The sequence below is a fragment of the Pseudomonas cavernicola genome (genome assembly GCF_003596405.1).
Classification (GTDB): Bacteria; Pseudomonadota; Gammaproteobacteria; order Pseudomonadales; family Pseudomonadaceae; genus Aquipseudomonas; species Aquipseudomonas cavernicola.
In genome coordinates this window covers 1,272,400-1,297,649 of sequence record NZ_QYUR01000002.1, presented here as the reverse complement: position 1 = coordinate 1,297,649, position 25,250 = coordinate 1,272,400, and the positions used below count along the sequence as shown (strand labels likewise).

Annotated in this window: 25 protein-coding genes; 12 read left to right on the top strand and 13 right to left on the bottom strand. The window is 61.8% G+C overall.

Annotated features, from left to right (window positions below):
- Positions 1-252: 252 nt before the first annotated feature.
- A complete protein-coding gene (gene rep / locus D3879_RS06370) occupies positions 253-2,262 on the top strand; it encodes a DNA helicase Rep (protein ID WP_119953223.1) in 2,010 nt (669 codons plus the stop codon).
- Positions 2,263-2,353: 91 nt separating this feature from the next.
- The gene (locus D3879_RS06365; RefSeq protein ID WP_119953222.1) at positions 2,354-2,926 is read left to right on the top strand and encodes a xanthine phosphoribosyltransferase; all 573 of its coding nucleotides are present in this window, start codon (positions 2,354-2,356) and stop codon (positions 2,924-2,926) included.
- A 97-nt stretch (positions 2,927-3,023) separates the two neighbouring features.
- Here D3879_RS06365 and D3879_RS06360 read toward each other — a convergent pair whose 3' ends face one another.
- The 5 genes from D3879_RS06360 to dadA form a co-directional block, all read right to left on the bottom strand.
- A complete protein-coding gene (locus tag D3879_RS06360; RefSeq protein WP_119953221.1) occupies positions 3,024-3,449 on the bottom strand; it encodes a c-type cytochrome in 426 nt (141 codons plus the stop codon).
- 144 nt (positions 3,450-3,593) lie between these two features.
- Entirely contained in the window at positions 3,594-4,142 is a 549-nt protein-coding gene (locus tag D3879_RS06355) for a cupin domain-containing protein (protein WP_119953220.1), read from the bottom strand.
- 101 nt (positions 4,143-4,243) lie between these two features.
- Entirely contained in the window at positions 4,244-5,317 is a 1,074-nt protein-coding gene (gene alr / locus D3879_RS06350; RefSeq protein ID WP_119953219.1) for an alanine racemase, read from the bottom strand.
- A gap of 121 nt (positions 5,318-5,438) precedes the next feature.
- The gene (locus D3879_RS06345; protein WP_119953218.1) at positions 5,439-5,792 is read right to left on the bottom strand and encodes a RidA family protein; all 354 of its coding nucleotides are present in this window, start codon (positions 5,790-5,792) and stop codon (positions 5,439-5,441) included.
- Positions 5,767-7,065: a D-amino acid dehydrogenase gene (gene dadA / locus D3879_RS06340; RefSeq protein ID WP_119953217.1), complete on the bottom strand. Its 1,299-nt coding sequence runs from the start codon at positions 7,063-7,065 to the stop codon at positions 5,767-5,769. Before dadA ends, D3879_RS06345 begins: the two co-directional genes overlap by 26 nt.
- 155 nt (positions 7,066-7,220) lie before the next feature.
- On the opposite strand from dadA, the gene D3879_RS06335 reads away from it, so the two are divergent.
- Positions 7,221-7,709, top strand: coding sequence for an Lrp/AsnC ligand binding domain-containing protein (locus D3879_RS06335; RefSeq protein ID WP_119953216.1), 489 nt, complete (start codon positions 7,221-7,223; stop codon positions 7,707-7,709).
- 66 nt (positions 7,710-7,775) lie between these two features.
- Here the strand turns inward: D3879_RS06335 and D3879_RS06330 are convergent, their stop codons facing one another.
- Positions 7,776-8,129 carry a YkgJ family cysteine cluster protein gene (locus tag D3879_RS06330; protein ID WP_119953215.1) on the bottom strand — a complete coding sequence of 118 codons (354 nt, stop codon included), beginning with the start codon at positions 8,127-8,129 and terminating at the stop codon, positions 7,776-7,778.
- A gap of 244 nt (positions 8,130-8,373) precedes the next feature.
- On the opposite strand from D3879_RS06330, the gene D3879_RS06325 reads away from it, so the two are divergent.
- On the top strand, positions 8,374-9,705 hold the full coding sequence (locus D3879_RS06325) for an NAD(P)/FAD-dependent oxidoreductase (RefSeq protein ID WP_119953214.1): 1,332 nt from the start codon (positions 8,374-8,376) through the stop codon (positions 9,703-9,705).
- Between the two features lie 195 nt (positions 9,706-9,900).
- On the opposite strand, the gene D3879_RS06320 is transcribed toward D3879_RS06325, so the two are convergent.
- Both D3879_RS06320 and D3879_RS06315 read right to left on the bottom strand, forming a co-directional pair.
- Positions 9,901-11,055, bottom strand: coding sequence for an MFS transporter (locus D3879_RS06320; RefSeq protein ID WP_119953213.1), 1,155 nt, complete (start codon positions 11,053-11,055; stop codon positions 9,901-9,903).
- A 162-nt stretch (positions 11,056-11,217) separates the two neighbouring features.
- On the bottom strand, positions 11,218-12,711 hold the full coding sequence (locus D3879_RS06315; RefSeq protein ID WP_119953212.1) for an aldehyde dehydrogenase: 1,494 nt from the start codon (positions 12,709-12,711) through the stop codon (positions 11,218-11,220).
- 231 nt (positions 12,712-12,942) lie between these two features.
- Here D3879_RS06315 and aptA point away from each other — a divergent pair, with 231 nt between their 5' ends.
- Together aptA and D3879_RS06305 are read left to right on the top strand one after the other, a co-directional pair.
- Entirely contained in the window at positions 12,943-14,286 is a 1,344-nt protein-coding gene (aptA, locus tag D3879_RS06310) for an omega-aminotransferase AptA (RefSeq protein ID WP_119953211.1), read from the top strand.
- Between the two features lie 23 nt (positions 14,287-14,309).
- Positions 14,310-14,675 (top strand): cupin domain-containing protein, encoded by a 366-nt coding sequence (locus tag D3879_RS06305; RefSeq protein WP_119953210.1) that lies wholly within the window; start codon positions 14,310-14,312, stop codon positions 14,673-14,675.
- A 159-nt stretch (positions 14,676-14,834) separates the two neighbouring features.
- Here the strand turns inward: D3879_RS06305 and rpmG are convergent, their stop codons facing one another.
- Entirely contained in the window at positions 14,835-14,990 is a 156-nt protein-coding gene (gene rpmG, locus D3879_RS06300; protein WP_108095062.1) for a 50S ribosomal protein L33, read from the bottom strand.
- A 10-nt stretch (positions 14,991-15,000) separates the two neighbouring features.
- Positions 15,001-15,237 (bottom strand): 50S ribosomal protein L28, encoded by a 237-nt coding sequence (gene rpmB / locus D3879_RS06295; protein WP_119953209.1) that lies wholly within the window; start codon positions 15,235-15,237, stop codon positions 15,001-15,003.
- A gap of 364 nt (positions 15,238-15,601) precedes the next feature.
- Between rpmB and D3879_RS06290 the strand changes: the two genes are divergently transcribed.
- Positions 15,602-17,191 (top strand): ABC transporter substrate-binding protein, encoded by a 1,590-nt coding sequence (locus D3879_RS06290; protein WP_119953208.1) that lies wholly within the window; start codon positions 15,602-15,604, stop codon positions 17,189-17,191.
- Between the two features lie 79 nt (positions 17,192-17,270).
- Here D3879_RS06290 and radC read toward each other — a convergent pair whose 3' ends face one another.
- Positions 17,271-17,945, bottom strand: a complete 675-nt coding sequence (gene radC, locus D3879_RS06285) for a RadC family protein (protein ID WP_119953207.1) — start codon at positions 17,943-17,945, stop codon at positions 17,271-17,273.
- Between the two features lie 136 nt (positions 17,946-18,081).
- Between radC and coaBC the strand changes: the two genes are divergently transcribed.
- The 5 genes from coaBC to D3879_RS06260 all read left to right on the top strand — a co-directional run bounded on the left by coaBC (position 18,082) and on the right by D3879_RS06260 (position 23,827).
- Positions 18,082-19,290 (top strand): bifunctional phosphopantothenoylcysteine decarboxylase/phosphopantothenate--cysteine ligase CoaBC, encoded by a 1,209-nt coding sequence (gene coaBC / locus D3879_RS06280; protein WP_119953206.1) that lies wholly within the window; start codon positions 18,082-18,084, stop codon positions 19,288-19,290.
- A 31-nt stretch (positions 19,291-19,321) separates the two neighbouring features.
- Positions 19,322-19,777: a dUTP diphosphatase gene (gene dut, locus D3879_RS06275; protein WP_119953205.1), complete on the top strand. Its 456-nt coding sequence runs from the start codon at positions 19,322-19,324 to the stop codon at positions 19,775-19,777.
- Positions 19,778-21,027: 1,250 nt separating this feature from the next.
- Positions 21,028-22,425: a phosphomannomutase/phosphoglucomutase gene (gene algC / locus D3879_RS26790; protein ID WP_218567832.1), complete on the top strand. Its 1,398-nt coding sequence runs from the start codon at positions 21,028-21,030 to the stop codon at positions 22,423-22,425.
- 54 nt (positions 22,426-22,479) lie between these two features.
- Entirely contained in the window at positions 22,480-23,385 is a 906-nt protein-coding gene (argB, locus tag D3879_RS06265) for an acetylglutamate kinase (RefSeq protein WP_119953204.1), read from the top strand.
- A gap of 7 nt (positions 23,386-23,392) precedes the next feature.
- Entirely contained in the window at positions 23,393-23,827 is a 435-nt protein-coding gene (locus tag D3879_RS06260) for an acyl-CoA thioesterase (protein ID WP_420800903.1), read from the top strand.
- Between the two features lie 48 nt (positions 23,828-23,875).
- Here D3879_RS06260 and D3879_RS06255 read toward each other — a convergent pair whose 3' ends face one another.
- Entirely contained in the window at positions 23,876-24,469 is a 594-nt protein-coding gene (locus D3879_RS06255; RefSeq protein WP_119953202.1) for a DUF4124 domain-containing protein, read from the bottom strand.
- A 78-nt stretch (positions 24,470-24,547) separates the two neighbouring features.
- Positions 24,548-25,189 (bottom strand): orotate phosphoribosyltransferase, encoded by a 642-nt coding sequence (gene pyrE, locus D3879_RS06250; protein WP_119953201.1) that lies wholly within the window; start codon positions 25,187-25,189, stop codon positions 24,548-24,550.
- Positions 25,190-25,250 lie beyond the last annotated feature (61 nt).

Here is a 25,250-nt window from a genome sequence, read left to right as displayed (position 1 = left end):
TTGGCAGCTATTTCGCCATTGCGCGCCGTTATCGGCGTCTTTTCGCGCACATCCTGTGAGCTGTTCTCGTGCATCCTGCGGGCTAGTGTCAAGGTCGGCTGACAGCGATAAGCGGCACCAGCGTACTGCATTGAGCGAAATAACCAAGGCTGGCGCGTTGCCAGTACGCGCCGCATCACAGTGTTCCAGACGGTTACGGCATAACCGGTCAGGCCTGCTAAAATGCGCGCCCATTCCCTTCGATAGCCGACAATGTCCCGACTCAATCCCCGGCAGCAAGAAGCCGTGAACTACGTCGGCGGCCCACTTTTGGTGCTCGCTGGCGCCGGCTCCGGCAAGACCAGCGTAATCACCCGCAAGATCGCCCATCTGGTGCAGCAGTGCGGTATCCGCGCCCAACACATCGTTGCGATGACCTTCACCAACAAGGCCGCGCGCGAGATGAAAGAGCGCGTCGGTACCCTGCTCAAAGGCGCCGAAGGCCGCGGCCTGACGGTTTCGACCTTCCACAACCTGGGCCTGAACATCATCCGCAAGGAGCACTCACGCCTGGGCTTCAAGCCCGGTTTCTCGATTTTCGACGAGACCGACGTGAAAGCCTTGATGACCGACATCATGCAGAAGGAGTACGCCGGCGACGACGGTGTCGACGAGATCAAGAACATGATCGGCGCCTGGAAGAACGATCTGATTCTGCCGCCGCAAGCCCTGGAAAATGCCCGCAACCCCAAGGAACAGACCGCTGCCATCGTCTACCTGCACTACCAGCGCACCCTGCGGGCCTACAACGCAGTGGATTTCGATGACCTGATCCTGCTGCCGGTAAAGCTGTTTCAGGAGCATGCCGACATCCTCGAGAAGTGGCAGAACAAGGTGCGCTACCTGCTGGTCGACGAATATCAGGACACCAACGCCAGCCAATACCTGCTGGTGAAGATGCTGGTCGGCCAGCGCAACCAGTTCACCGTAGTCGGCGACGATGACCAGTCGATCTACGCCTGGCGCGGCGCGCGCCCGGAAAATCTGATGCTGCTGAAGGAGGACTACCCCTCGCTGAAGGTGGTAATGCTCGAGCAGAACTACCGCTCGACCAGCCGCATCCTCAAGTGCGCCAACGTGCTGATCGCCAACAACCCGCACGCCTTCGAGAAACAGCTGTGGAGCGAGATGGGCCACGGCGACGAAATCCGCGTGATCCGCTGCCGCAACGAAGACGCCGAGTGCGAGCGCGTGGCCATGGAAATCCTCAGCCTGCACCTGCGCACCGACCGCCCCTACAGCGATTTTGCGATCCTCTACCGCGGTAACTATCAGGCCAAGCTGATGGAGCTGAAGTTGCAGCACCATCAGATTCCCTATCGCCTGTCCGGCGGCACCAGCTTCTTCGGCCGACAGGAAGTGAAGGACTTGATGGCCTATTTCCGCCTGCTGGTAAACCCGGATGACGACAACGCCTTTCTGCGGGTGATCAACGTACCGCGCCGCGAGATCGGCTCGACCACCCTGGAAAAACTCGGCAACTACGCCACCGAACGCAAGACCTCGATGTACAACGCCGCCGATGAGATGGGCCTTGGCGAGCACCTCGACAGCCGTTTCACCGAGCGCCTGCAGCGCTTCAAGCGCTGGATGGACGGGGTGCGCCAGCAGTGCGCGCAAAACGATCCGATCGCCGCGCTACGAAGCATGGTGATGGACATCGACTACGAGAATTGGCTGCGGCAGAACGCCTCCAGCGACAAGGTAGCCGAGGCGCGGATGGGCAATGTCTGGTTCCTCATCGAAGCGCTGAAAAACACCCTGGAGCGCGACGAAGACGGTGACATGACCATCGAGGAGGCCATCGGCAAGCTGGTCCTGCGCGACATGCTCGAACGCCAGCAGGAAGAGGAAGACGGCGCCGAGGGCGTGCAGATGCTGACCTTGCATGCCTCCAAGGGCCTGGAGTTTCCCTACGTGTTCATCATCGGCATGGAAGAGGAAATCCTCCCCCACCGCTCCAGCATCGAAGCCGACACCATCGAGGAAGAGCGCCGCCTGGCCTACGTCGGCATCACCCGCGCCCGACAAACCCTGGCCTTCACCTTTGCCGCCAAACGCAAACAATACGGCGAGATCATCGACTGCGCGCCAAGCCGCTTCCTCGATGAGCTGCCTGCGGAAGATTTGCAGTGGGAAGGCCTGGAAGACACCCCGGTAGAAGTCAAAGCCGTACGCGGTAACGCGGCCTTGGCAGACATCCGGGCGATGATGAAGAAATAGGTTAAAACGGCGGTTATTCGCCGAAATGAGCCCAACGGAGACTAACGCCGCGCGCTAGCCTCCAGACACAGACTGAAATTGGAGTGCTCACGTGGAAGCGCTAAAAAAGAAGATCATCGAAGAAGGCATCGTGCTGTCCGATCAGGTGCTCAAGGTCGATGCCTTCCTTAACCACCAGATCGACCCGCTGTTGATGCAGCAGATTGGCCAGGCCTTCGCCAAGCTTTTCCGCGATCAGGGCATCACTAAAATCGTCACCATCGAAGCCTCGGGTATCGCCCCAGCGGTGATGGCCGGGCTGGAGCTTGGCGTGCCGGTGATCTTCGCCCGCAAGTATCAGTCCCTGACGCTGACCGACAACCTGCTGATCTCCAAGGTGTTCTCCTTCACCAAGCAGAGCGAAAGCACCATCGCCGTTTCCGCCAAGCACCTGCTGGCCAACGATCGAGTGTTGCTGATCGACGACTTCCTGGCTAACGGTCGCGCGGCCCATGGCCTGATCGACCTGATCAAGCAGGCCGGTGCAACCATCGTCGGCATCGGTGTAGTGATCGAGAAGTCATTTCAGAAAGGTCGCCAGGAACTCGACGAGCAAGGTTACTGGGTCGAGTCGCTGGCGCGCATCCAGTCCCTGGAAAACGGCACGGTGCGCTTTCTCGACTGAGCGCCTAGCTCGCTGTGGCGCGGCGCAAGGTTCAGCCGCGAGCCGCAGGCAAACGAAAAAGCCGCCCGAAGGCGGCTTTTTCTGCAGTGGATGCGGCTTACTTCAAGCCAGACATCTTCTCGATCGCACCTTTCAGGTCAGCATCGGTGCAATCGGCGCAGGTGCCCATCGGTGGCATGGCGTTAAGGCCGGCGATCGCGCTCTTAAGCAGCGCATCCAGGCCACCACGCTCACCAGCACGGGCCTTCCAGGCGGCGCCATCGCCAATTTTCGGTGCGCCCAGCACGCCCGCAGTGTGGCAAGCGCCACAATGCTTGGTAATGATGTCATCCGGGGTTTTCGCCCCGCCACCGGCAGCTGCGGCAACGGCTTCAATGCCTTTGCACTCTTCGCCTTGCACGCACACTTCACCGACCGGCTTCAGGCGCGCGGCGATGTCGTCGTTAGTCGCAGCCTGAGCGCTCACCGCCCACAGGGCCAACACGGCAGCATGGGCCGCTAGCATTTTCTTAATTAGGTTCACGCTTACACCCTCATCGTGGCTAGTACGCCCGCGGCCACGGTTTCGCGAGCGGGCGCCAGTATAACGGTTAGCCCGCCAGGCCGAAACAACCCAACTTGTCGCAGGGGTTTGTGTCCGTAGGCGTTGCCTAGAGTCGTTGAAAAACTAGAAATTAGCCGGTGTGGTGGCGCTGATCAGTCGCGCCGGGGCATCGAACGGATTACGGAAACGGTGCGGCTTACTGCTTTCAAAGTAGTAACTGTCGCCGCTTTCGAGGATATAAATCTCGCTGCCGACGGTCAGTTCCAGACGCCCGTCCACCAACACGCCGGACTCTTCACCCTCATGGGTGAGCATCTCGTCGCCGGTATCGGAGCCCGGTGGGTAGGTCTCATCGAGGAAGGCAATCGCCCGACTGGGGTGCGCTTTACCGACCAGTTTCATGCTTACTGCACCACTGGAGAGGTCGATCAGCTCACTCGCTTTGTAGACCACCTGGGTGTGGTTGTCTTGCTCCACTTCGAGGGAGAAGAACTCCACCAACGACATGGGAATGCCCGCCAACACCTTTTTCAACGAACTGATCGAGGGGCTGACGCTGTTCTTCTCGATCATCGAAATGGTGCTATTCGTGACGCCCGCGCGCTTGGCGAGCTCACGTTGCGATAGGCCTTTAAGCTTGCGAATGGATTGCAGTCGAACGCCGACGTCCAATGATGGAGTCCCCCTTGGGAAGATACGAAAACGAAGCCGTATCATCGCAACAGCGTTCAGTATTTACAACACCTTGACTGCAATCCTGTTCAGTCTTGCCGCTAAGCCCCGGAATAGACCAATGGCACCCGGCGCAAATTGCAAAATAACTGGTAGGGAATGGTCCCGGCCAGGGCAGCAACATCACTGGCCAACACGTTTTTACCCCAGAGTTCGACGCGGCTGCCGAGTCCGGCGTGGGGCAGGTCGGTCAGATCGACCGTGAGCATGTCCATCGACACCCGGCCAATCAATCGGCTCGGCTGGCCATCGATCAGCACCGGTGTGCCGGTTGGTGCATGTCGCGGATAGCCATCGGCATAGCCGATGGCGACCACGCCGACGCGGGTCGGCCGCTCGGTGATGAAGCGCGCGCCATAGCCAATCGGCTCGCCGACCGGAAGCTCACGCACAGAGATGACTTTCGATTCCAGGGTCATCACCGGCCGCAAGCGCGCCGCCAGAGCCTGCTCCTGCTCGAACGGCGTAGCCCCGTAGAGCATGATGCCGGGGCGCACCCAATCACTTGAGATGTTTGGCCAACCGAGAACGGCTGGCGAGTTACGCAAGCTGACTTCGGCCGCCAGCCCCGCACGAGCCTTCTCGAACACCGCGACTTGCTCGACACTGCGCTCGCAATCCAGCTCGTCGGCGCGGGCAAAGTGGCTCATCAGCACGATCTTGCCGACCTTGTCGCAGGCCAGCAGGCGCTGATAGGCCGCCTGATAATCCGCCGGATGCAGGCCAACCCGATGCATTCCGGAGTCCAGTTTCAGCCAGACCGTCAGCGGCCGACCGAAATGCGTCCGCTCAATCGCCTCAATCTGCCAGGTCGAATGCACCACGCACCACAAGTCGTGCTGGTCGATCAGCGCCAGCTCTTCGGCTTCGAAGAAGCCCTCGAGCAGCAGGATCGGTTTGCCAATCGCGGCAGAACGCAGCTCCAGCGCCTCTTCGATGCAGGCCACGGCGAAACCATCGACTTCGGCCTCCAGTGCTTTGGCACAGCGCACCGCGCCATGTCCGTAGGCATCCGCCTTAACCACGGCGAGGGCTTTGGCGCCGCTGACGGTGCGGGCCAATTGGTAATTGTGACGCAGGGCATCGAGATCAATCAGGGCGCGGGCTGGACGCATGGCGACAGACTTCTGCTAAGGAATAAAAAAACCCGGTGTGAAGCCGGGTAAACAGGGTTTCAAGAGCCAGTTCACGATCTCAACGCAGCATGACCGACGCGCAGCAGATCATGAACAGGCTCTAAGGCAGTGCGGCGACGACAGACATTTCCACCAGAACTTCCGGCGCATACAGCTTGGCTTCGACTGTGGCGCGGGCCGGCGCGGCGCCCTTCGGCACCCAGGCATCCCATGCTGCGTTCATGCCTGCGTAGTCGGCGTCGATATCCTTCAAGTAAATCGTCACCGACAGAATCCGCGTCTTGTCGGTACCGGCCTCATCGAGCATGCGATCGATGCTGGCCAGGGTCTCGCGGGTCTGTTGCTCGATACCGGCACTCAGGCCCTCATCCAGCTGACCGGCCAGGTAGACGGTACCGTTGTGGATGACGATTTCGCTGTAACGCGCTTCAGTGTGCAGACGCCGGACGGACATGTTTGTCAGTCTCCTGAGAATTGTCGTAACGAGTGATATCGAGGCCTTCGGCGCTGATTTGCGGGCGTTTCTTCGCCATCAAATCGGCCAGCAGGCGACCAGAGCCACAGGCCATGGTCCAGCCCAAGGTGCCGTGGCCGGTATTGAGGAACAAATTGCGTATCGGCGTGGCGCCCACAATCGGCGTACCGTCCGGCGTGGTTGGGCGCAGTCCGGTCCAGAAGTCCGCCTGGCTCAGATCGCCACCTTGCGGGTAGAGGTCGCCGACGATCATCTCCAGCGTCTCGCGCCGAGGCGGGTTCAGCAACAAATCGAAGCCGGCGATTTCCGCCATGCCGCCAACGCGGATGCGGTTGTCGAAGCGAGTGATGGCGACCTTGTAGGTCTCATCGAGGATGGTCGAGGTCGGCGCCATCGCCGGATTGGTGATCGGCACGGTCAGCGAGTAACCCTTCAGTGGATAGACCGGTGCCTTGATGCCGAGCGGCTTGAGCAGTTGCGGCGAGTAGCTGCCGAGCGCCAAGACGTAGCGATCGGCGGTTTCCAGCGTGCCGTCGATCCACACCCCATTGATCCGGTCGCCGGCGAAGTCCAGGCGCTCGATGTTCTGGCCGAAACGGAACTCCACACCCAGCTGCACGGCCATCTCGGCCAGGCGGGTGGTGAACATCTGGCAGTCGCCGGTCTGGTCATTCGGCAGGCGCAGGGCGCCAGCCAGAATATTGGTGACGCTGGCCAGGGCCGGCTCAACGCGGGCGATACCCTCACGGTCGAGCAACTCATAGGGCACACCGGACTGTTCCAGCACGGCAATGTCTTTCGCCGCGTTATCCAGTTGGGCTTGGGTGCGGAACAATTGCGTGGTACCGAGGCTGCGGCCTTCATAGGCGATGCCGGTTTCCGCGCGCAGTTCGTCGAGGCAGTCGCGGCTGTACTCGGACAAGCGCACCATGCGCTCCTTGTTCACCGCATAACGGCTGGCCGTGCAGTTGCGCAACATCTGCAGCATCCACAGATATTGATCGACATCGGCGGTGGCTTTGATCGCCAGCGGCGCGTGCTTTTGCAGCAGCCACTTCATCGCCTTCAGCGGCACCCCAGGGGCAGCCCAAGGCGAGGCGTAGCCGGGCGAGACCTGGCCAGCGTTGGCGAAGCTGGTTTCCATCGCAGGCGCATTCTGGCGGTCGACCACCACCACCTCGAAGCCGGCACGGGCCAGATAATAGGCGCTGGTGGTACCGATCACACCGCTGCCAAGCACCATTACTCGCATGTCTGTCTCCTCACCGCGACTTTACGCCGACGTTTGTTATCTTGAGCGTTAATGCGCGCAGTATAGAAAGCTATAGCCAGTGCATTTCACTATATTGAAGGCTATATTTGGCGAGAATTCTTGGCACAAACGCTTATTGCAGAGGCGGATTCCCCATGAGAACGCAGCATCAGACCCGTCGCGAGCTGGATAAGATCGACCGGAATATTTTACGAATCCTGCAGGAGGACGGCCGCCTGTCGTTTACCGAGCTGGGCGAACGGGTCGGCCTCTCCACCACGCCCTGCACCGAGCGGGTGCGGCGGCTGGAGCGCGAAGGGATCATCATGGGTTACACGGCACGGCTGAACCCGCAGCATTTGAAGGCCAATTTGCTGGTGTTCGTCGAGATCAGCCTGGACTACAAGTCCGGCGACACCTTCGATGACTTCCGCCGCGCCGTACTCAAACTGCCGCACGTGCTGGAGTGCCACTTGGTCTCGGGCGACTTCGACTACCTGGTGAAGGCGCGGATATCGGAGATGGCCTCCTACCGCAAACTGCTCGGCGACATCCTCCTCAAGTTGCCGCATGTGCGCGAGTCGAAGAGTTACATCGTCATGGAAGAGGTGAAGGAGAGCCTGCATCTACCCGTCCCCGAGTAGGACGTAAGACGCCAATAGGCCGTAGGGCGTCAATAGGCCCCAGGCCGTATTGCGCCGCCTGGCGAATCACACCAGCACTTGCCGCGTGGTCGCAATCAGGTGATGAATCTGCTGTTCGATCCGCAGCTCGATCATCTCTTCCGGGCGCCGGCCATTCGGGCACGGCAGACGCGGGGTGGTGCCGAACAGGCGGCAGATCAGCGGACGCTCGTCATAGACCTGGCAACCATTGGGCCCCAGGTGCACGCAATTCAGCTCGGCCAACGCGGCCTCATGCTCTGCGTCGCTTTTCACCGGCAGCCGGGACATCTCCTCCGACGAGGTGGTCACTGGCCCACAGCAGTCGTGACAGCCGGGCACGCACTCGAACGAGGGAATCCGCTGGCGCAAATACTCGATTTTCCGACTGTTGCAGCTCATGGGCTGGGGCTCCTGGGGAATCGATACAGGTGAAATAGCCCGCGCGGCAGCGCGCGGCGCGCATGGTAACAAAGACCCCCCACGGCGCACCCGCCTCAGCCGACACAAGGCTTTCGACGACACTTTTTTCCCAGCCGCACAAGGTTTTTTCCTGCCCCCCTTGGCGTCGGCGCAAGGTCACGCCTTTCTTTATAAGCAAAAAGGTGCGTAAAATTTACCAAACATAATAATCAGGATTTCGCACATGAACGCCCGCGTTCAGCCTTCGGCACAGAGCCATCAGCACGCCCCGTCCTATTACGCCGCCAGCGTTAACCGCAGCCTCAGCTACCCAGCCTTGGCCGGCGAGGTGAGCGCCGATGTGTGCATTGTCGGCGGTGGCTTTTCCGGCCTGAACACGGCTATCGAGTTGGCCGAACGCGGTTTCTCGGTGGTGCTGCTGGAGGCGCACAAGATCGGCTGGGGTGCCAGCGGGCGTAACGGCGGCCAGCTGATTCGCGGCGTCGGCCATGGCCTCGAACAGTTCGCCGGAGTGATCGGCAACGACGGCGTGCGCGAACTGCAATTGCTTGGCCTGGAAGCGGTGGAGATCGTCCGGCGGCGGGTCGAGCACTACGCAATCGATTGCGACCTGACCTGGGGTTACTGCGACCTGGCCAACAAGCCACGCGATCTGGCTGGCTTTGCCGAAGACCTGGACGAGCTGAAAAGCCTCGGCTACCGCCACGAGTTGCGCCTGTTGCAGGCGGATGAGATGCACCAGGTGGTCGGCTCCAACCGCTACGTCGGCGGTCTGATCGACATGGGCTCGGGCCATTTGCACCCGCTCAACCTGGCCCTGGGCGAGGCCGCGGCGGCGCAGTCACTCGGCGTGCAGCTGTTCGAGCAGTCGGCCGTCAACCGTATCGACTACGGCCCCGAGGTCTGCGTGCATACCGCCAACGGCAAAGTCCGCGCGAAAAACCTGGTGCTCGGCTGCAACGCCTACCTCAACGACCTGAACCCGACCCTCGGCGGCAAGGTCCTGCCCGCCGGCAGCTACATCATCGCCACTGAGCCTCTGAGCGAAGCGCAGGCCAGAACCCTGATTCCGCAGAACATGGCGCTCTGCGATCAACGGGTGGCGCTCGACTACTACCGCCTTTCCGCCGACCGCCGCCTGCTGTTCGGCGGCGCCTGCCACTACTCCGGGCGTGATCCGCAGGACATCGCCGCCTATATGCGACCGAAGATGCTGGAAGTCTTCCCGCATTTGGCCAATGTGAAAATCGCTTACCAGTGGGGTGGCATGATCGGCATCGGCGCTAATCGCCTGCCGCAGATTGGTCGCCTTAAGGACCAGCCCAATGTGTTCTACGCCCAGGCCTATTCCGGCCATGGGGTGAACGCCACCCACCTGGCCGGCAAGCTACTCGCCGAAGCCATCGCCGGGCAGGAGAGCCGTGGCTTCGATCTGTTTGCCAAGGTGCCGCACATGACCTTCCCCGGCGGCAAGCACCTGCGCTCACCACTGCTGGCCCTCGGCATGCTCTGGTACCGCCTGAAGGATGCCCTGGGCAGCGCCAACCCGTTGTAGGTTGGCGCTGAACGCGGTGATGCCCAACAAGGAGTCGCCTGCGACTCCCTCTTCACGGTCTCGAACCTGAAAGCCCGACCTTGCCGGCCAGGTGTTGGGCATCGCCTTTGGCTCAGCACCAACCGGTTTTGCACAATGCCGCACAATTATCCAACACTTAACTGATCGGCATTAGCGCCGAGGCGCCCATTTCGCTCAGTCAGCCTCCAGCGCCGCGCCCGCGTCGCCGAAGTCCGGCCGCTGCCAAGCCAGCCAGACAAAACCGGCCGCCCCCAGAGCCATCATCATCGGCAACGCATGGCCGCTCACCCACTGGCTGGCAGCCCCGGTCGCCAGTGGCCCGATCAGGCAACCGATGCCCCAGAGCTGCGCGATATGGGCGTTGGCGCGTACCAGTTCATCGTCACGGTAACGTTCGCCAATCAGAATCAGCGAGAGGGTGAACAGACCACCGGCGCTGGCGCCGAACAGCACCCACAGCGGCCAGATCAGCGGGGTATGCAGCAGCAGCGGAACGCCCAGGCTGGACAACAGCAGGGTCACGCCACAGGCGCGGAACAGCGTACGCCGCGACATGCGGTCGGCCAGCCAGCCGATCGGCAACTGCAACACCGCATCGCCGACCACCACAACGCTGGCCATCAGCAGCGCGACCTCCTGAGTAAAACCCTGGCGCAACCCATAGATCGGCAGCAAGGTCAGCATCATCGCCTCGAACGCGGCGAACAGACTCACCGCCCAGGCAATCGACGGCAGTTTGCGACAGAACCCCGTCAAGCCACGTCCGGACGCGCTATGCGCATCCACCGTCGGCGCACCGGTGCGACCGAGTAGCAGCAGTGAACCGCCGATCAGCAAGCCCGTGCCGACCCAGAAACCCAGGTCGGTCGCCGCCCCCAACAGGCTCAGCAGCAAGGGCCCGGACAACTGACTGAGCGCATAACCGGTGCCGTACAGCGCCACCAGCCGGCCACGCCATTTATCCACCGCCAACTGATTGATCCAGCTTTCGCCGAGGATAAACACCACGGTCAACGCCACCCCTATCAGCAAGCGCAGCAGCAGCCAGACCGGATAGCTCGGCACCAGCGCCAGCAAACCCACCGACACCGCGCCAGCCAACAGGCACAGCTGCATCAAACCGGTGGTGCCGAAACGGGCCGCCCATCGCCCGGCCAGCGAGGCGCCGAGCAGTACGCCGATGGCTGGTGTCGCGGCCATCACGCCAATGGCGAACGAGTCATACCCCCAGCCTTCCAGGCGCAACGACACCAGCGGCATGGTCACCCCGAGGGCCAGGCCGATACTGATCACCGCCGCGCAGACGGCGAAGTAAGTCCCCCAGCGCATTACCACTGTTCTTCTCCCTGATGTTCGCCACAGAGAAAGCAAAACGGCCAGGCTCCCTAAGGAAACCCGGCCGCAGGTTTGGCTCGAACGAGCCGGCCCCGAAGGGCGGACCTAACAGACTTGAACGGGGTCAGCGCCTATACCGGCTGACCCAGCCAACGCTTACAGCTTGATCCAGGTGGCTTTCAATTCGGTGTACTTGTCGAACGCGTGCAGCGATTTATCGCGGCCGTTACCCGACTGTTTGAAACCACCGAACGGTGCGGTCATGTCGCCACCGTCGTATTGGTTGATCCACACGCTACCGGCGCGTAACGCCTTGGCGGTCAGATGCGCCTTCGACAGGTTAGACGTCCACACCGCAGCCGCCAGACCATATGGCGAGTCGTTGGCGATATTGACGGCCTCTTCGACGCTGTCGAAGGTGATCACCGCCAGAACCGGGCCAAAGATCTCTTCGCGGGCGATCTTCATCGCGTTGCTCACGCCGTCGAAAATGGTCGGCTCAACATAGGTGCCACCAGTTTCTTGCAGGGTGCGCTTGCCACCGGCGACCAACTTGGCGCCATCGGCGTGCCCTGCTTCGATATAAGACAGCACGTTGTTCATCTGTTGGGTATCCACCAGCGCGCCCACGTTGGTCTCCGGGTCCAGCGGGTTACCCGGCTTCCAGCCCTTCAGCGCCTCGATCACCAGCGGCAAAAACTGGTCGTGGATCGAACGCTCGACCAACAGCCGCGAACCAGCGGTGCAGACCTCGCCCTGGTTGAAGGCGATAGCCCCGGCGGCGGATTCGGCAGCGGCTTGCAGATCCGGCGCATCGGCAAAGACGATGTTCGGGCTCTTGCCGCCAGCTTCCAGCCAGACGCGTTTCATGTTCGACTCGCCAGCGTAGACCATCAGCTGCTTAGCGATCTTGGTCGAGCCGGTGAACACCAGGGTGTCAACATCCATGTGCAGCGCAAGCGCCTTGCCGACGGTGTGGCCGTAACCCGGCAGGACGTTGAACACACCGGCCGGAATACCGGCCTCGATGGCCAGTTGGGCGATGCGAATGGCAGTCAGCGGCGACTTCTCGGACGGCTTGAGGATCACCGAGTTGCCGGTGGAGAGCGCCGGGCCGAGCTTCCAGCAGCTCATCAGCAACGGGAAGTTCCACGGCACGATGGCGGCGACCACGCCAATCGGCTCACGGGTCACCAGACCCAGCTCGTTGTGCGGGGTAGCCGCCACTTCGTCATAAATCTTGTCGATCGCTTCGCCGCTCCACGACAGCGAGCGGGCCGCACCGGGCACGTCGATGCTCAGCGAGTCGCTGATCGGCTTACCCATGTCCAAGGTTTCCAGCAGGGCCAGCTCTTCGGCATGTTTCTCCAGCAGCGCGGCGAAGCGGATCATCACTTCCTTGCGCGCGACCGGCGCCAGGCGCGACCAGACGCCGGAGTTGAACGTCGCGCGGGCATCTTGCACCGCCAACTCGGCATCGGCGGCATCACAGCTGGCGACCTGGCCCAGCAGACGGCCATCGACCGGGCTGATGCAGTCGAAGGTGGCACCGGAGACGGCGGCGGTGTATTCGCCATGAATAAAGGCACGACCTTCGATCTTCAGGTTCTGGGCGCGTTGTTCCCAGTCGGCGCGGGTCAAGGTAGTCATTCGAGCATCCTCTTATTAGTAGAAGAGTGCGGCGTGCTCAACGCGCGCACTGTCAAAAATTCTGCAAGGCCAAGCACTAGCCCATCATGGCGGCAACACTAAACTACCGGGCCTTACCTTTCCAATATTTTTTACATATTGGCAGTAAACGGCCTTGTCATGTTCGTTTTATTAAACATAGACTGCAACGCAACGCTATATAGACCTCCCCTCGCTCGCCCGGATCACCCAATGACGACTGACTACAAGCCGCAACTGAGCAGAAAAACCAACACTCTTGACGATTTCTGGATGCCCTTCACCGCCAACCGCCAGTTCAAAGCCAAGCCGCGCTTGCTGGAAAGTGCCGAAGGCATGTATTTCACCGCCAGCGACGGGCGTCAGATTCTGGATGGTACCGCTGGGCTTTGGTGCTGCAACGCCGGCCACGGCCGCCGGGAAATCACTGAGGCGGTGAGCAAGCAGATCGCCAAGCTGGATTTCGCGCCGACCTTCCAGATGGGCCACCCGCTGCCCTTTGAGCTGGCTGAGCGCCTGGCAGCCATCGCGCCAACGGGCCTGAATAAAATCTTCTTCACCAACTCTGGCTCGGAGTCGGCGGACACCGCCTTGAAGATCGCCCTGGCCTACCAGCGCGCGATTGGCCAAGGCACCCGCACCCGTTTGATCGGCCGCGAATTGGGCTATCACGGCGTTGGTTTCGGCGGCCTCTCGGTCGGCGGCATGGTCAACAACCGCAAAGCCTTCTCGGCTGCGTTGCTGCCGGGCGTCGATCACCTGCCGCATACCCTGGACATGCAGCGCAACGCCTTCAGCCGTGGCCTGCCGGAACACGGCGTGGAAAAAGCCGATGAATTGGAACGCCTGGTAGCCCTGCACGGAGCGGAAAACATCGCTGCGGTGATTGTCGAGCCGATGTCCGGCTCCGCCGGCGTGGTATTGCCGCCGGTTGGCTACCTCAAGCGACTGCGCGAAATCACCCGCAAACACGGCATTCTGTTGATCTTCGACGAAGTCATCACCGGTTTCGGCCGTGTCGGCGAAGCCTTCGCTGCACAGCGCTGGGGTGTCACTCCAGACATTCTCACGACCGCCAAGGGCCTGACCAATGGCGCGATCCCGATGGGTGCGGTGTTCGTCCATGAAAACCTCTACGAGGCCTTCATGAGCGGCCCGGAGAGCGCCATCGAATTCTTCCACGGCTACACCTACTCCGGTCATCCGGTGGCCTGCGCCGCTGCCCTGGCAACCCTGGATATCTATCAGCGCGACAATCTGTTCCAGCAAGCCATCGAACTGGAAGGCTACTGGCAGGACGCGCTGCTCAGCCTGCAGGACCTGCCAAACGTGATCGACATCCGCGCCATTGGCCTGGTCGGCGGCGTGCAGCTGGCGCCGAATGCCGAAGGCGTCGGCAAGCGCGGTTATCAGGTGTTCGAGCAGTGCTTCCAGGACGATCTGCTAGTGCGTGTGACCGGCGACATCGTGGCCATGTCGCCGCCACTGATCATCGAGAAAGCGCAGATCGACACACTGATCGACAAACTCGCCAGCTCGATCCGCAAGGCTAGCTAAGCCCTCTGAATCTGGAAAAGCCCATGAACATCGAACAAATCGTCGACTTCGCTCACGCCACCACTACGCCCGAGCATTACCGCCCGGCGCCGGAAAAGATTCTCAAAGGCGACCCCGAGCAAAGCGTGCGCAACCACTACGCCAGCCCTTGCAGCCAATTCAACGCCGGCATCTGGGAAGGCGCGGTCGGCCAGTGGACGGTGAATTACAGCGAGCACGAATATTGCGAAATCCTCCAAGGCGTCTCCGTGCTGCGGGACGCAGAGGGCAACGCCAAGACTTTACGGGCGGGCGACCGCTTCGTCATTCCGGCCGGTTTCTCCGGCACCTGGGAAGTACTGGAAGCCTGCCGCAAGGTCTACGTGCTCTTCGAGCAAGCGCCGAGCTGATCCCGCCCCATCTTCATGCGTGACCTTTTCGCCCGCTCTTCAGCGGGCTTTTTTATGCCGCTAGCAAAGCCCCCCCCAACTGCGCGCACCGCCCGGACTAAATCGCGGGCAAGAAAAAGCCCGCCAAAGGGCGGGCTTTTTCGGCAAGGGCCGGATCAATTACTTGATCTTGGCTTCCTTGTAGATCACGTGCTGACGCACAACCGGATCGAATTTTTTGATTTCGATTTTGTCCGGAGTGGTGCGCTTGTTCTTGTCGGTGGTGTAGAAGTGGCCAGTACCGGCGCTCGACACCAAACGGATTAGTTCACGCATGATTAACTCCTTAAACTTTTTCGCCGCGGCTGCGGATTTCGCTCAGCACAACATCAATGCCGCGCTTGTCGATGATACGCATGCCTTTGGCAGTTACGCGCAGACGCACGAAGCGCTTCTCGGACTCGACCCAGAAGCGGTGATGCTGCAGGTTCGGCAGGAAACGGCGACGGGTTTTGTTGTTTGCATGGGAAATGTTATTCCCGGTTACCGGACCCTTACCGGTAACTTGACAGACTCTCGACATACCTCAGCCCTCTAAAACCACATGCCCAACCCGGCATGGGTTGGCCGCTTAAACTCAAAGTCATTTGGCGCTCGGCGCCACGTTTCTTCAGGGTCTTACCGGCCACACCTACAAGCGAAGGAACCGGGCCCCTAGAAAAGAGCGCTGCTTTATACCAGAAAGCCCCCCAGGCAACAAGGATAACCGCGCTTTTCCACAACCCCGACAGGCCGCGCCCGCGCTGCAACCGGCAGCGCCATGGGCTGCGCGCTCACCGACCGCTCGTCACTCCAACCGCATTGTCCTACTCCGCCCCATGGTCTAGGGTAGGGTCTTTCCACGAATGCCCGCGGACGGGCCGTCGACCTGCACAAGGAGTACCACCATGCGCCTCGCCGCCTTGCCGCTGCTATTCGCCCCGCTGCTGAGCCCTTCACTAGCACAGGCCGCCACCCTCAGCGTCTGCACCGAGGCCAGCCCGGAGGGCTTCGACGTCGTGCAGTACAACTCACTGACCACAACCAATGCCTCCGCTGACGTGCTGATGAACCGCCTGGTGGAATTCGACGCGGCTAGCGGCAAATTGCTGCCGAGCCTGGCGCAAAGCTGGGACGTCTCAGCGGACGGGCTGACCTACGACTTTCAACTGCGCCAGGGTGTGAAGTTCCACAAGACCGACTATTTCAGCCCCAGCCGCGAGCTGAATGCCGACGACGTGCTATTCAGCTTCCAGCGCATGCTCGATCCGAGCAATCCTTGGCACAAGGTCGCGCAGAGCGGCTTCCCGCACGCGCAATCCATGCAGCTGCCGAGCCTGATCAAAGCCATCGAGGCACCCGATCCGCATCACCTGCGTTTTACCTTGACGCATCCTGAGGCCACCTTCTTGGCCACCCTGAGCATGGGTTTCGCCTCGATCTATTCTGCCGAGTACGCGGCGCAACTGCTCAAGGCCGGCACGCAGGAGAAACTCAACGCCCAGCCGATTGGTAGCGGCCCGTTCAGCTTCAAGCGCTTCCAGAAGGACGCCGTGGTGCGCTATGCGGCAAACCCGGACTACTTTGCCGGCAAACCCGCAGTCGATGGGCTGGTGTTCGCCATCACCCCGGACGCCAATGTGCGCCTGCAGAAGCTGCGCCGCGGCGAGTGCCAGATCGCCCTATCGCCCAAGCCGCTGGATGTGCGCGCCGCAGCCAACGAGCCAGCCCTCAAGGTCGTCACCACCCCAGCCTTTATGACCGCCTTCGTCGCACTCAACAGCCAGCACCCTCCGCTGGATCAGCCAGCCGTGCGCCAGGCAATCAACCTCGCCTTCGATAAAGCCAGCTACCTGCGCGCCGTGTTCGAAGACAGCGCCACCAGCGCCAACGGCCCATACCCGCCCAACACCTGGAGCTATGCCAGCGAACTGCCCGGTTACGCCTATGATCCGACCCAGGCCCGCGCGCTGCTGGCCCAGGCCGGCTTCAAGGATGGTTTCGCGACCACCATCTGGACCCGCCCGTCCAGCAGCCTGCTCAACCCCAACCCGAGCCTCGGCGCCCAGTTGCTGCAGGCCGACCTGGCGGAAGTCGGCATTCGCGCGCAGATCCGTGTGATCGAATGGGGCGAGCTGATTCGCCGCGCCAAAGCTGGCGAGCATGACCTGCTGTTTATGGGTTGGGCCGGCGATAATGGCGACCCGGACAACTTCCTCACCCCACAGTTTTCCTGCGCGGCCGTGCAGTCCGGCACTAATTTCGCCCGTTACTGCGATAAAACCCTCGATCAGCTGATCGGCGCCGGTAAAGGCACCAGCGACCCGACCGAGCGCACTCGGCTCTATAAAGAAGCCCAACAACTGATCCAGCAGCAGGCGCTGTGGCTACCACTGGCGCACCCCACCGCCGCCGCGCTGACCCGCAAGGACGTGCAGGGTTACCAGCTCAGCCCGTTCGGTCGACAGGACTTCTCCCGAGTCAGCCTAAGCCAGTGAGCGTGACATAGGGTGGATGACGCTTCTTTCATCCACCGGTCGCACCACCCTGCGGTGGATGGATAAAGCGCTATCCACCCTACAGCCAGCCGTATTCCGCCATCGACAGCGGCTCCCCGTCGCCAACGATAAAGTGATCGAGCACCCGCACATCCACCAGCGCCAGCGCCTCCTTGAGTCGCTGGGTCAGCACCCGGTCAGCCTGACTGGGCTCGGCGACGCCGGAGGGATGGTTATGGCAAAGGATCAAAGCCGCGGCGTTATGCGCTAGAGCGCGTTTAACCACCTGTCGCGGGTAAACGCTGGCGCTATCGATAGAACCCTGAAACAGCGCTTCAAACGCCAGCACTCGGTGCTTGGAGTCGAGAAACAGGCAACCGAACACCTCATGCGGCTCATGCCGCAACAGCGTTTTCAAGTAATCGCGCACCGCCTGCGGACTCTCCAAGGCAGAATCGCGGCGCAGGCGCTCGGCCAAATGCCGGCGCGCCATCTCCAGCACCGCCTGCAACTGGGCGAATTTGGCCGGCCCCAGCCCGAGGTGCTGACTGAAACTCACTTGATCCGCCTCCAGCAGCGATCGCAGCCCGCCGAAGGAGTCGAGCAAGTGCCGCGCAAGATCCACCGCGCTTTTGCCTGTAACCCCAGTGCGCAGAAAAATAGCCAGTAGTTCGGCGTCAGTCAGGGTCGCCGCCCCCTGGCCGAGAAGTTTCTCCCGCGGGCGCTCTGCCGCAGGCCAATCGCGAATGCTCATAGCACCTCCATGTCGAGCGGGGCCCGCTGTTCCGGTGCGGGCGCTGTGCTATCTTAGCGCAACTTTTTTGCGCGGCGATTGGCCTGGGGAGGCGTCGTCGCCGCTGCGCACTTCCACTCTTTAATAAGGCGGGCCTATGCAGCGGCTGTATCGGAAACGCATCGTCCTCGGCGTGGGTGGCGGCATTGCCGCGTACAAGAGCGCCGAACTGGTTCGCCGCCTGCGCGACCAAGGTGCGGAAGTCCGCGTGGTGATGACCCAGGGCGGGCGCGAGTTCATTACCCCGCTGACCCTGCAAGCCCTTTCCGGCCACCCGGTACACCTTGACCTGCTCGACCCGGCCGCCGAAGCCGCCATGGGGCATATCGAGCTGGCCAAGTGGGCCGACCTGATCCTGATCGCCCCGGCCACCGCCGACCTGATGGCCCGCCTGGCGCAAGGTATCGCCAATGACCTGCTGACCACCTTGGTGCTCGCCACCGATGCCCCGGTCGCTCTGGCCCCGGCGATGAACCAGGCGATGTGGCGCGATGCCGCGACCCAAGCCAACCGCAAAGTGCTCACCGAGCGCGGCCTGCACCTGTTCGGCCCCGCCTCCGGCAGCCAAGCCTGCGGCGACGTGGGCCTCGGTCGCATGCTCGAAGCCGATGAGCTGGCACAATGCGCCGCCGACTGTTTCAAGCGCAGCAGCCTGACCGGCCGGCACGTGCTGATTACCGCCGGACCGACCCAGGAAAACATCGACCCGGTGCGCTATATCACCAACCACAGCTCAGGGAAGATGGGCTTTGCCCTCGCCGAAGCCGCCGCCGAAGCGGGCGCCAAAGTGACCCTGATCACCGGTCCGGTGCATCTGCCGACGCCTGAGCGGGTTAACCGTATCGACGTGGTCAGCGCCCGCGACATGCTGGCCGCCTGCGAGGCCGCGATGCCCTGCGACCTGCTGATCGCCGCCGCCGCAGTTGCCGACTATCGCCCGGAAGTGGTGGCCCAGCACAAGCTGAAGAAAGACCCGACCAGCGGCGACGGCCTGCTCCTGCAGATGGTCCGCAACCCGGACATTCTGGCGACCCTCGCGCAGCGCGCCGATCGCCCGTTCAGCGTCGGCTTTGCCGCCGAGACCGAGAAGCTACTCGACTATGCGGCGCGCAAGCTGAAAGACAAAAACCTCGACCTGATCGTCGCCAACGATGTCGCCAATCCGAGCATTGGCTTCAACAGCGAAGAGAACGCGATCACCATCATCGATCGCGATCTGCAGCAAAATAGCCTCGCCCAGACCAGCAAGGGCAAGATTGCCCGGCAACTGATCGCCTTCATCGCCGACCGCCTGAACCGGGCCTAAGGCTCGCACATGATCACTAACAGAGCCTGACATGCACGCACTGCAAGCCAAGATTCTCGACCCTCGCATTGGCCGCGACTTCCCGCTGCCACAGTACGCCACCCCAGGTTCTGCCGGCCTCGATCTGCGTGCCATGCTGCCCCAAGACAGCGTACTCGAACCCGGTCAAACCCTGCTGATCCCCACTGGCCTGTCGATCTATATCGGCGACCCCGGTTTGTCCGCATTGATCCTGCCACGCTCGGGCCTCGGCCATAAACACGGCATCGTGCTCGGCAACCTGGTCGGTCTGATCGACTCGGATTATCAGGGCGAACTGATGGTGTCTTGCTGGAACCGCGGGCAGACGGCCTTCACCATCGCCGTCGGCGAGCGCATTGCGCAGCTGATCCTGGTGCCGGTGGTACAGGCACACTTCGAGCTGGTCGAACAATTCGATGAAAGCCAGCGCGGCGCCGGCGGCTTCGGCCACTCCGGCAGCCACTGAAACGCCCGGCTGCATTTCAGGATGAATAGCCGAGGAGAAGCTCCGTGAAACTCTTCATGCGCACTGCCGAGGACGCCGACAAGCCGACCCTGCCCAGCGCGCCGGCCACGACCCGCGCCGGCCAGGAGCACGGCCTGTCGGCGTTACTCCCAGGCCTGGGTACTGCGCTGGTCGGCCTGGTCGCGGCCGCGGCAGTGCTTTGGCTTGGTCTATTCAACAACATCCAGCAGCAAGCACAGACGCAACTCAGCGAGGCCTGGGGTGGCAGCCAAGCCGCCGCCTTGCAGCAGGCACTGCGCCAGCTGAGTGCCGACACTCAAACCGCCGCGCGCAATCCGCAACTGCTCCAGGCGTTGCAGAGCCAAGATAACGAACAGCTATGGAGCGCCGAGCGCAGCCTCAGTTACTGGGACGGCGTAGTGGACGCCCACCTCAACCTACCCGGTCAAGCCACGCAGAACGCCAGCCGCGCCGCGCCGATGAACTTTGCCGCCCTGGATCTGCTGCGACGGGCCGAAGACGGCCAGTCCCCAGCGCCGGAAGCTTACAAAATCGGCCTGCGCTGGCTGGTTTACAGCGCTGCGCCGTTGCGCCTGGCCGATAACCAACCGCTCCAAGGCACCCTATTGCTGGTGGTCGACCTGCAGCGCTTGCTGGCCGCACTGCCAGCCTTGCCGGCAGGCGTTGGCCAGCTGCAACTGAGCCAACAATTCGGCAACAGCCCCGCACAACGCCTGGCACAGCTTGGCCAAGATCAGCCTGGCTCTGCGCTGGTACTCAGCAGCGGCAATCCCAACTGGAAGCTCGACTTCGTTGCCGGCCCGGCACTGACTCAATCCGCCTTCTCGCCGCTACCGCTGTTCTTGGCGGGCTTGCTGGCATTGGCCGGCGCGCTGCTCGGCCTACTCCTGCTGCACAACGCCATGCAGCGCCGCCTGCGCAGCGATGCCGAGCAACTAGGTCAACTGGTACAAGAACTCTCCGCCGGAAAAGCCGTCAAAGCTTTCAGTTTGCGCCTGCCAGCACTGAATGCACTGGCGCAAAACCTCGCTCGCCTGCCACGCCGGCAAAGCGAACGAGCAACTAACAATGGTGACGATCAAGCCAGCACAACCGGCGCAGCTCACACAGCCCAGCGCTCGGCCAAACCGGCGGAGCTGATCGACCCACTGTTTCAAGACACCGATATTTTCGATATCGACATCCTCGACGAAGACCAGGATCTCCTGGGATTGGAGCAAGCCCCAGCCATGAGCAACACCCCGCACACCGCACCCAACTTGCCCGCCAGCATTTTCCGCGCCTATGACATCCGCGGTGTGGTCGGCGATACCCTGACCCCGGAAACCGCCTATTGGGTTGGCCGCGCCGTTGGCTCCGAGAGCATTGCGTGCGGCGAGCCGAATGTTTCCGTCGGCCGCGACGGCCGCTTGTCTGGCCCCGAGCTGGTGCAATCGTTGATCCAAGGGCTGGTCGAATCCGGCTGCCAGGTCAGCGACATCGGCATGGTGCCGACCCCGGCACTGTATTACGCCGCCAATGTCTTGGCCGGCAAATCCGGCGTGATGCTCACCGGCAGCCACAACCCACCGGATTACAACGGTTTCAAGATCGTGGTGGCCGGAGACACCCTGGCTAACGAACAGATCCAAGCCCTGCGCCAGCGCATCGAAAACAATGACCTGGTCAGCGGCATGGGCAGTGTCGAGCAGGTCGAAATCCTTGAGCGCTACTTCAAGCAGATCCGCGATGACATCGCCCTGGCCAAACCGCTGAAAGTGGTGGTCGACTGCGGCAACGGCGCCGCCGGGGTGATCGCCCCGCAGCTGATCGAAGCGCTGGGCTGCACCGTGATTCCGCTGTTCTGCGACGTCGACGGCAACTTTCCCAACCATCACCCGGACCCGGGCAAGCCGGAAAACCTGGTGGATCTGATCGCCAAGGTCAAAGAAGAGAACGCCGACCTCGGCCTGGCCTTTGACGGTGACGGCGACCGCGTCGGCGTGGTGACCAACACCGGCACTATTGTCTATCCCGACCGCCTGATGATGCTGTTCGCCAAAGACGTGGTATCGCGCAACCCAGGCGCCGACATCATCTTCGACGTCAAATGCACCCGTCGTCTCGGCGCACTGATCAGCGGTTACGGTGGCCGCCCGGTGATGTGGAAAACCGGTCACTCGCTGATCAAGAAAAAGATGAAGGAAACCGGCGCCCTGCTAGCCGGCGAGATGAGCGGGCATATCTTCTTCAAGGAACGCTGGTTCGGTTTCGACGACGGCATCTACAGCGCCGCCCGCCTGCTGGAAATCCTCAGCCAGGACAAGCGCGACGCCGAACACGTGTTCTCTGCCTTCCCCAGCGATCTTTCCACGCCGGAAATCAACATCACGGTCACCGAGGAGAGCAAATTCAGCATCATCCACGCGCTGCAGCGTGATGGGCATTGGGGTGAAGGCAGCATCACCACCCTCGATGGCGTGCGCGTCGACTACCCCAAAGGCTGGGGTCTGGTACGCGCCTCCAACACCACGCCGGTACTGGTACTGCGCTTTGAAGCCGATAGTGCCGAGGAGCTCGAGCGCATTCAGGGCGTGTTCCGCGCCCAGCTGTACACCGTTGCCCCCGCCCTCAACCTACCCTTCTGATTGACTGCTTGGCCGGTCTGATTGACCGGCCACTCTGCTTTACTGGAGCTCCGCATGACCCTCAACCGTGATGCCGCCACCAACGTTGCCAAGGTTCTGTCCGAGGCACTGCCCTACATCCGTCGCTTTGTCGGCAAGACCCTAGTGATCAAGTACGGCGGCAACGCCATGGAAAGCGACGAGCTGAAAACCGGCTTCGCTCGCGACATCGTGCTGATGAAAGCGGTGGGTATCAACCCGGTAGTGGTGCATGGCGGCGGCCCGCAGATCGGCGACCTGCTCAAGCGCTTGAGCATCGAGAGCCACTTTATCGACGGCATGCGCGTCACCGACAGCCAGACCATGGACGTGGTGGAAATGGTGCTCGGCGGCCAGGTCAACAAAGACATCGTCAACCTGATCAACCGCCATGGTGGCAGCGCCATCGGCCTGACCGGCAAGGATGCCGAGTTGATCCGCGCGAAGAAGCTCACCGTCAGCCGCCAGACGCCGGAGATGACCCAACCGGAAATCATCGATATCGGCCATGTCGGCGAAGTCGTCGGGGTGAATACCGACCTGCTGAACATGCTGGTCAAGGGCGACTTCATTCCGGTCATCGCGCCGATCGGCGTCGGCGCCAATGGCGAGTCCTACAACATCAACGCCGACCTGGTCGCCGGCAAAGTCGCCGAAGCACTGAAGGCCGAAAAACTGATGCTGCTGACCAACATCGCCGGCTTGATGGACAAGCAGGGCCAGGTGCTGACCGGCCTATCGACCGCCCAGGTCGATGCGCTGATCGCCGACGGCACCATCTACGGCGGCATGCTGCCGAAGATCCGCTGCGCCCTCGAGGCCGTGCAAGGCGGGGTGACCAGCGCGCACATCATCGACGGTCGCGTGCCGAATGCCGTGTTGCTGGAGATTTTTACCGACAGCGGCGTCGGCACCCTGATCTGCAATCGCAAGCCACGCTGAGGTGCCCGTGCTGCGCTCTGACTTCCGCTTCGAGCACTCACTTCGAGTGCGCTGGGCGGAGGTCGATCGGCAAGACATCGTCTTCAATGGTCACTACCTGACCTACGCCGACGTCGCCATCAGCGAATATTTCCGCGCGCTTGAAGTCGCCTATCCCGCCGATCTCACCCGCGGCGGTGGCGACTTCTTCACGGCCAAGAACACCCTCGAATACCTGGCTCCAGCACGCCTCGACGATATCCTGGAGATTGGCGTGCGCACCACCCGCCTCGGTCGCAGCAGCCTGACATTCAGCCTCGCCATCTGGCATCAGACTGAGCTGCTGACACTCATCGAGGTGATCTATGTGCATGCCGACAGCGTCAGCCGCTCGAGCCGAGCGCTGCCCGACTGGCTGCGTGAAAAGGTACGCGCGTATGAGCGCTGCGCACCCGAGGAGTGATCGTTAGAACCTGTTGGGTATCTGCTGCGCTTGGTCTTGAACAGGCTCTTAGCGACGAGTACCGATCAGCTCGAGCAAACGTGCTTGATCCGCCGCAAAACTGGCTTCGGCCTGCTTGCGACCCTCCTGGTAACGCAGGATGTCCTTCTGCAGCCCTGCTTGTTCCGCTTTCAGGTTGTCGATCTGCGCCACCAAATGCTCGGGGACTTGGCGCCCAGCCCGCTCCTGATCGGCCGCCTGGCTCTGCAAGTTCGCCTGCTGCGTTCGCAGCAACTGCAAGTTGCCCTGCGCCGCGCTAATCACGCCATCCAATTCGGTAAGCTTGCGGGCCTTGGCCCGATCGACATCATCCACCGTGGAATACAAACGCAGTAACTGGGCATCAGAGCTAGCGCGCGCCTTATCCGCGAGTTGACGCCGCATTTCCTCGGCGCTCGGGGCCGGCGGAATCACCTTGACCACCCGACCTTGATCGTTGAGGACCTCGTAGCCTTTGCTGATGTACTCCGGCGGCACGCCCAGGCGATCCAACACCGTGACGCCTTTGGCGTTGACGTAACGGTACAACTCCGTTGCCCCAGCCAAAGCCGGCAGCAGCAAGCTAAACAACAACGTAAAGCGAATTGCCCCCGGTTTGACCATGCAAACAAACACCCTGTCGTGATTGAACTTAGAGCCCGTTCAAGATCGTCGCGAGCGCAGCAGATATTGAACGGGTTATTAGATTCCGTACTGCGCGCGGTAGGCTTGTACCGCCGGCAAATGCTGCTTCAGCTCAGCATCACCGGCCAGGTATTCCAGCACCTGCTCGAGCGAAACAATGCTCACTACCGGCATGCCGAAGTCACGCTCGACCTCCTGGATCGCCGACAGTTCGCCCTGGCCGCGCTCCTGACGATTCAGCGCGATCAACACGCCGGCCGCTTGCGCGCCTTGCGCATGAATAATTTGCATCACTTCGCGGATCGCCGTACCGGCGGTGATCACATCGTCGATGATCAACACCCGCCCAGCCAGAGGCGCACCGACCAAAGTGCCGCCTTCGCCGTGGTCTTTGGCTTCCTTACGATTGAAGCACCAGGGTAGGTCGCGCTGATGCTGCTCGGCCAAGGCCACCGCGGTGGTCGCGGCTAACGGAATGCCTTTGTAGGCGGGCCCAAACAGCACATCGAAGGCAATCCCGCTCTCCACCAGCGCCGCGGCATAGAAGCGCCCCAACTGGGCCAACGCCAAACCGCTGTTAAATAACCCAGCATTGAAGAAATACGGACTGGTACGACCCGACTTGAGGGTGAACTCACCGAAGCGCAGCACGCCGCGCTCGATGGCAAAACGAATGAACTCGCGCTGGTACGCCTGCATAAAAAAGCCCCGAACGGCACGGATTTAGCTATGGGTTTAGCTAATAAGGGTGAGCTCGGGT

Excerpts from the sequence above, each read along its gene's own strand:
- D3879_RS06315 (WP_119953212.1), bottom strand. The coding sequence starts at position 12,711 with ATGACTACCTTGACCCGCGCCGACTGGGAACAACGCGCCCAGAACCTG.
- D3879_RS06335 (WP_119953216.1), top strand. The coding sequence starts at position 7,221 with ATGAGAACGCAGCATCAGACCCGTCGCGAGCTGGATAAGATCGACCGG.
- algC (WP_218567832.1), top strand. The coding sequence starts at position 21,028 with ATGAGCAACACCCCGCACACCGCACCCAACTTGCCCGCCAGCATTTTC.
- D3879_RS06330 (WP_119953215.1), bottom strand. The coding sequence starts at position 8,129 with ATGAGCTGCAACAGTCGGAAAATCGAGTATTTGCGCCAGCGGATTCCC.
- D3879_RS06255 (WP_119953202.1), bottom strand. The coding sequence starts at position 24,469 with ATGGTCAAACCGGGGGCAATTCGCTTTACGTTGTTGTTTAGCTTGCTG.
- D3879_RS06290 (WP_119953208.1), top strand. The coding sequence starts at position 15,602 with ATGCGCCTCGCCGCCTTGCCGCTGCTATTCGCCCCGCTGCTGAGCCCT.
- pyrE (WP_119953201.1), bottom strand. The coding sequence starts at position 25,189 with ATGCAGGCGTACCAGCGCGAGTTCATTCGTTTTGCCATCGAGCGCGGC.
- dut (WP_119953205.1), top strand. The coding sequence starts at position 19,322 with ATGCACGCACTGCAAGCCAAGATTCTCGACCCTCGCATTGGCCGCGAC.
- dadA (WP_119953217.1), bottom strand. The coding sequence starts at position 7,065 with ATGCGAGTAATGGTGCTTGGCAGCGGTGTGATCGGTACCACCAGCGCC.
- D3879_RS06320 (WP_119953213.1), bottom strand. The coding sequence starts at position 11,055 with ATGCGCTGGGGGACTTACTTCGCCGTCTGCGCGGCGGTGATCAGTATC.
- D3879_RS06305 (WP_119953210.1), top strand. The coding sequence starts at position 14,310 with ATGAACATCGAACAAATCGTCGACTTCGCTCACGCCACCACTACGCCC.
- D3879_RS06325 (WP_119953214.1), top strand. The coding sequence starts at position 8,374 with ATGAACGCCCGCGTTCAGCCTTCGGCACAGAGCCATCAGCACGCCCCG.
- rep (WP_119953223.1), top strand. The coding sequence starts at position 253 with ATGTCCCGACTCAATCCCCGGCAGCAAGAAGCCGTGAACTACGTCGGC.
- argB (WP_119953204.1), top strand. The coding sequence starts at position 22,480 with ATGACCCTCAACCGTGATGCCGCCACCAACGTTGCCAAGGTTCTGTCC.
- rpmG (WP_108095062.1), bottom strand. The coding sequence starts at position 14,990 with ATGCGTGAACTAATCCGTTTGGTGTCGAGCGCCGGTACTGGCCACTTC.
- coaBC (WP_119953206.1), top strand. The coding sequence starts at position 18,082 with ATGCAGCGGCTGTATCGGAAACGCATCGTCCTCGGCGTGGGTGGCGGC.
- radC (WP_119953207.1), bottom strand. The coding sequence starts at position 17,945 with ATGAGCATTCGCGATTGGCCTGCGGCAGAGCGCCCGCGGGAGAAACTT.
- alr (WP_119953219.1), bottom strand. The coding sequence starts at position 5,317 with ATGCGTCCAGCCCGCGCCCTGATTGATCTCGATGCCCTGCGTCACAAT.
- rpmB (WP_119953209.1), bottom strand. The coding sequence starts at position 15,237 with ATGTCGAGAGTCTGTCAAGTTACCGGTAAGGGTCCGGTAACCGGGAAT.
- aptA (WP_119953211.1), top strand. The coding sequence starts at position 12,943 with ATGACGACTGACTACAAGCCGCAACTGAGCAGAAAAACCAACACTCTT.
- D3879_RS06345 (WP_119953218.1), bottom strand. The coding sequence starts at position 5,792 with ATGTCCGTCCGGCGTCTGCACACTGAAGCGCGTTACAGCGAAATCGTC.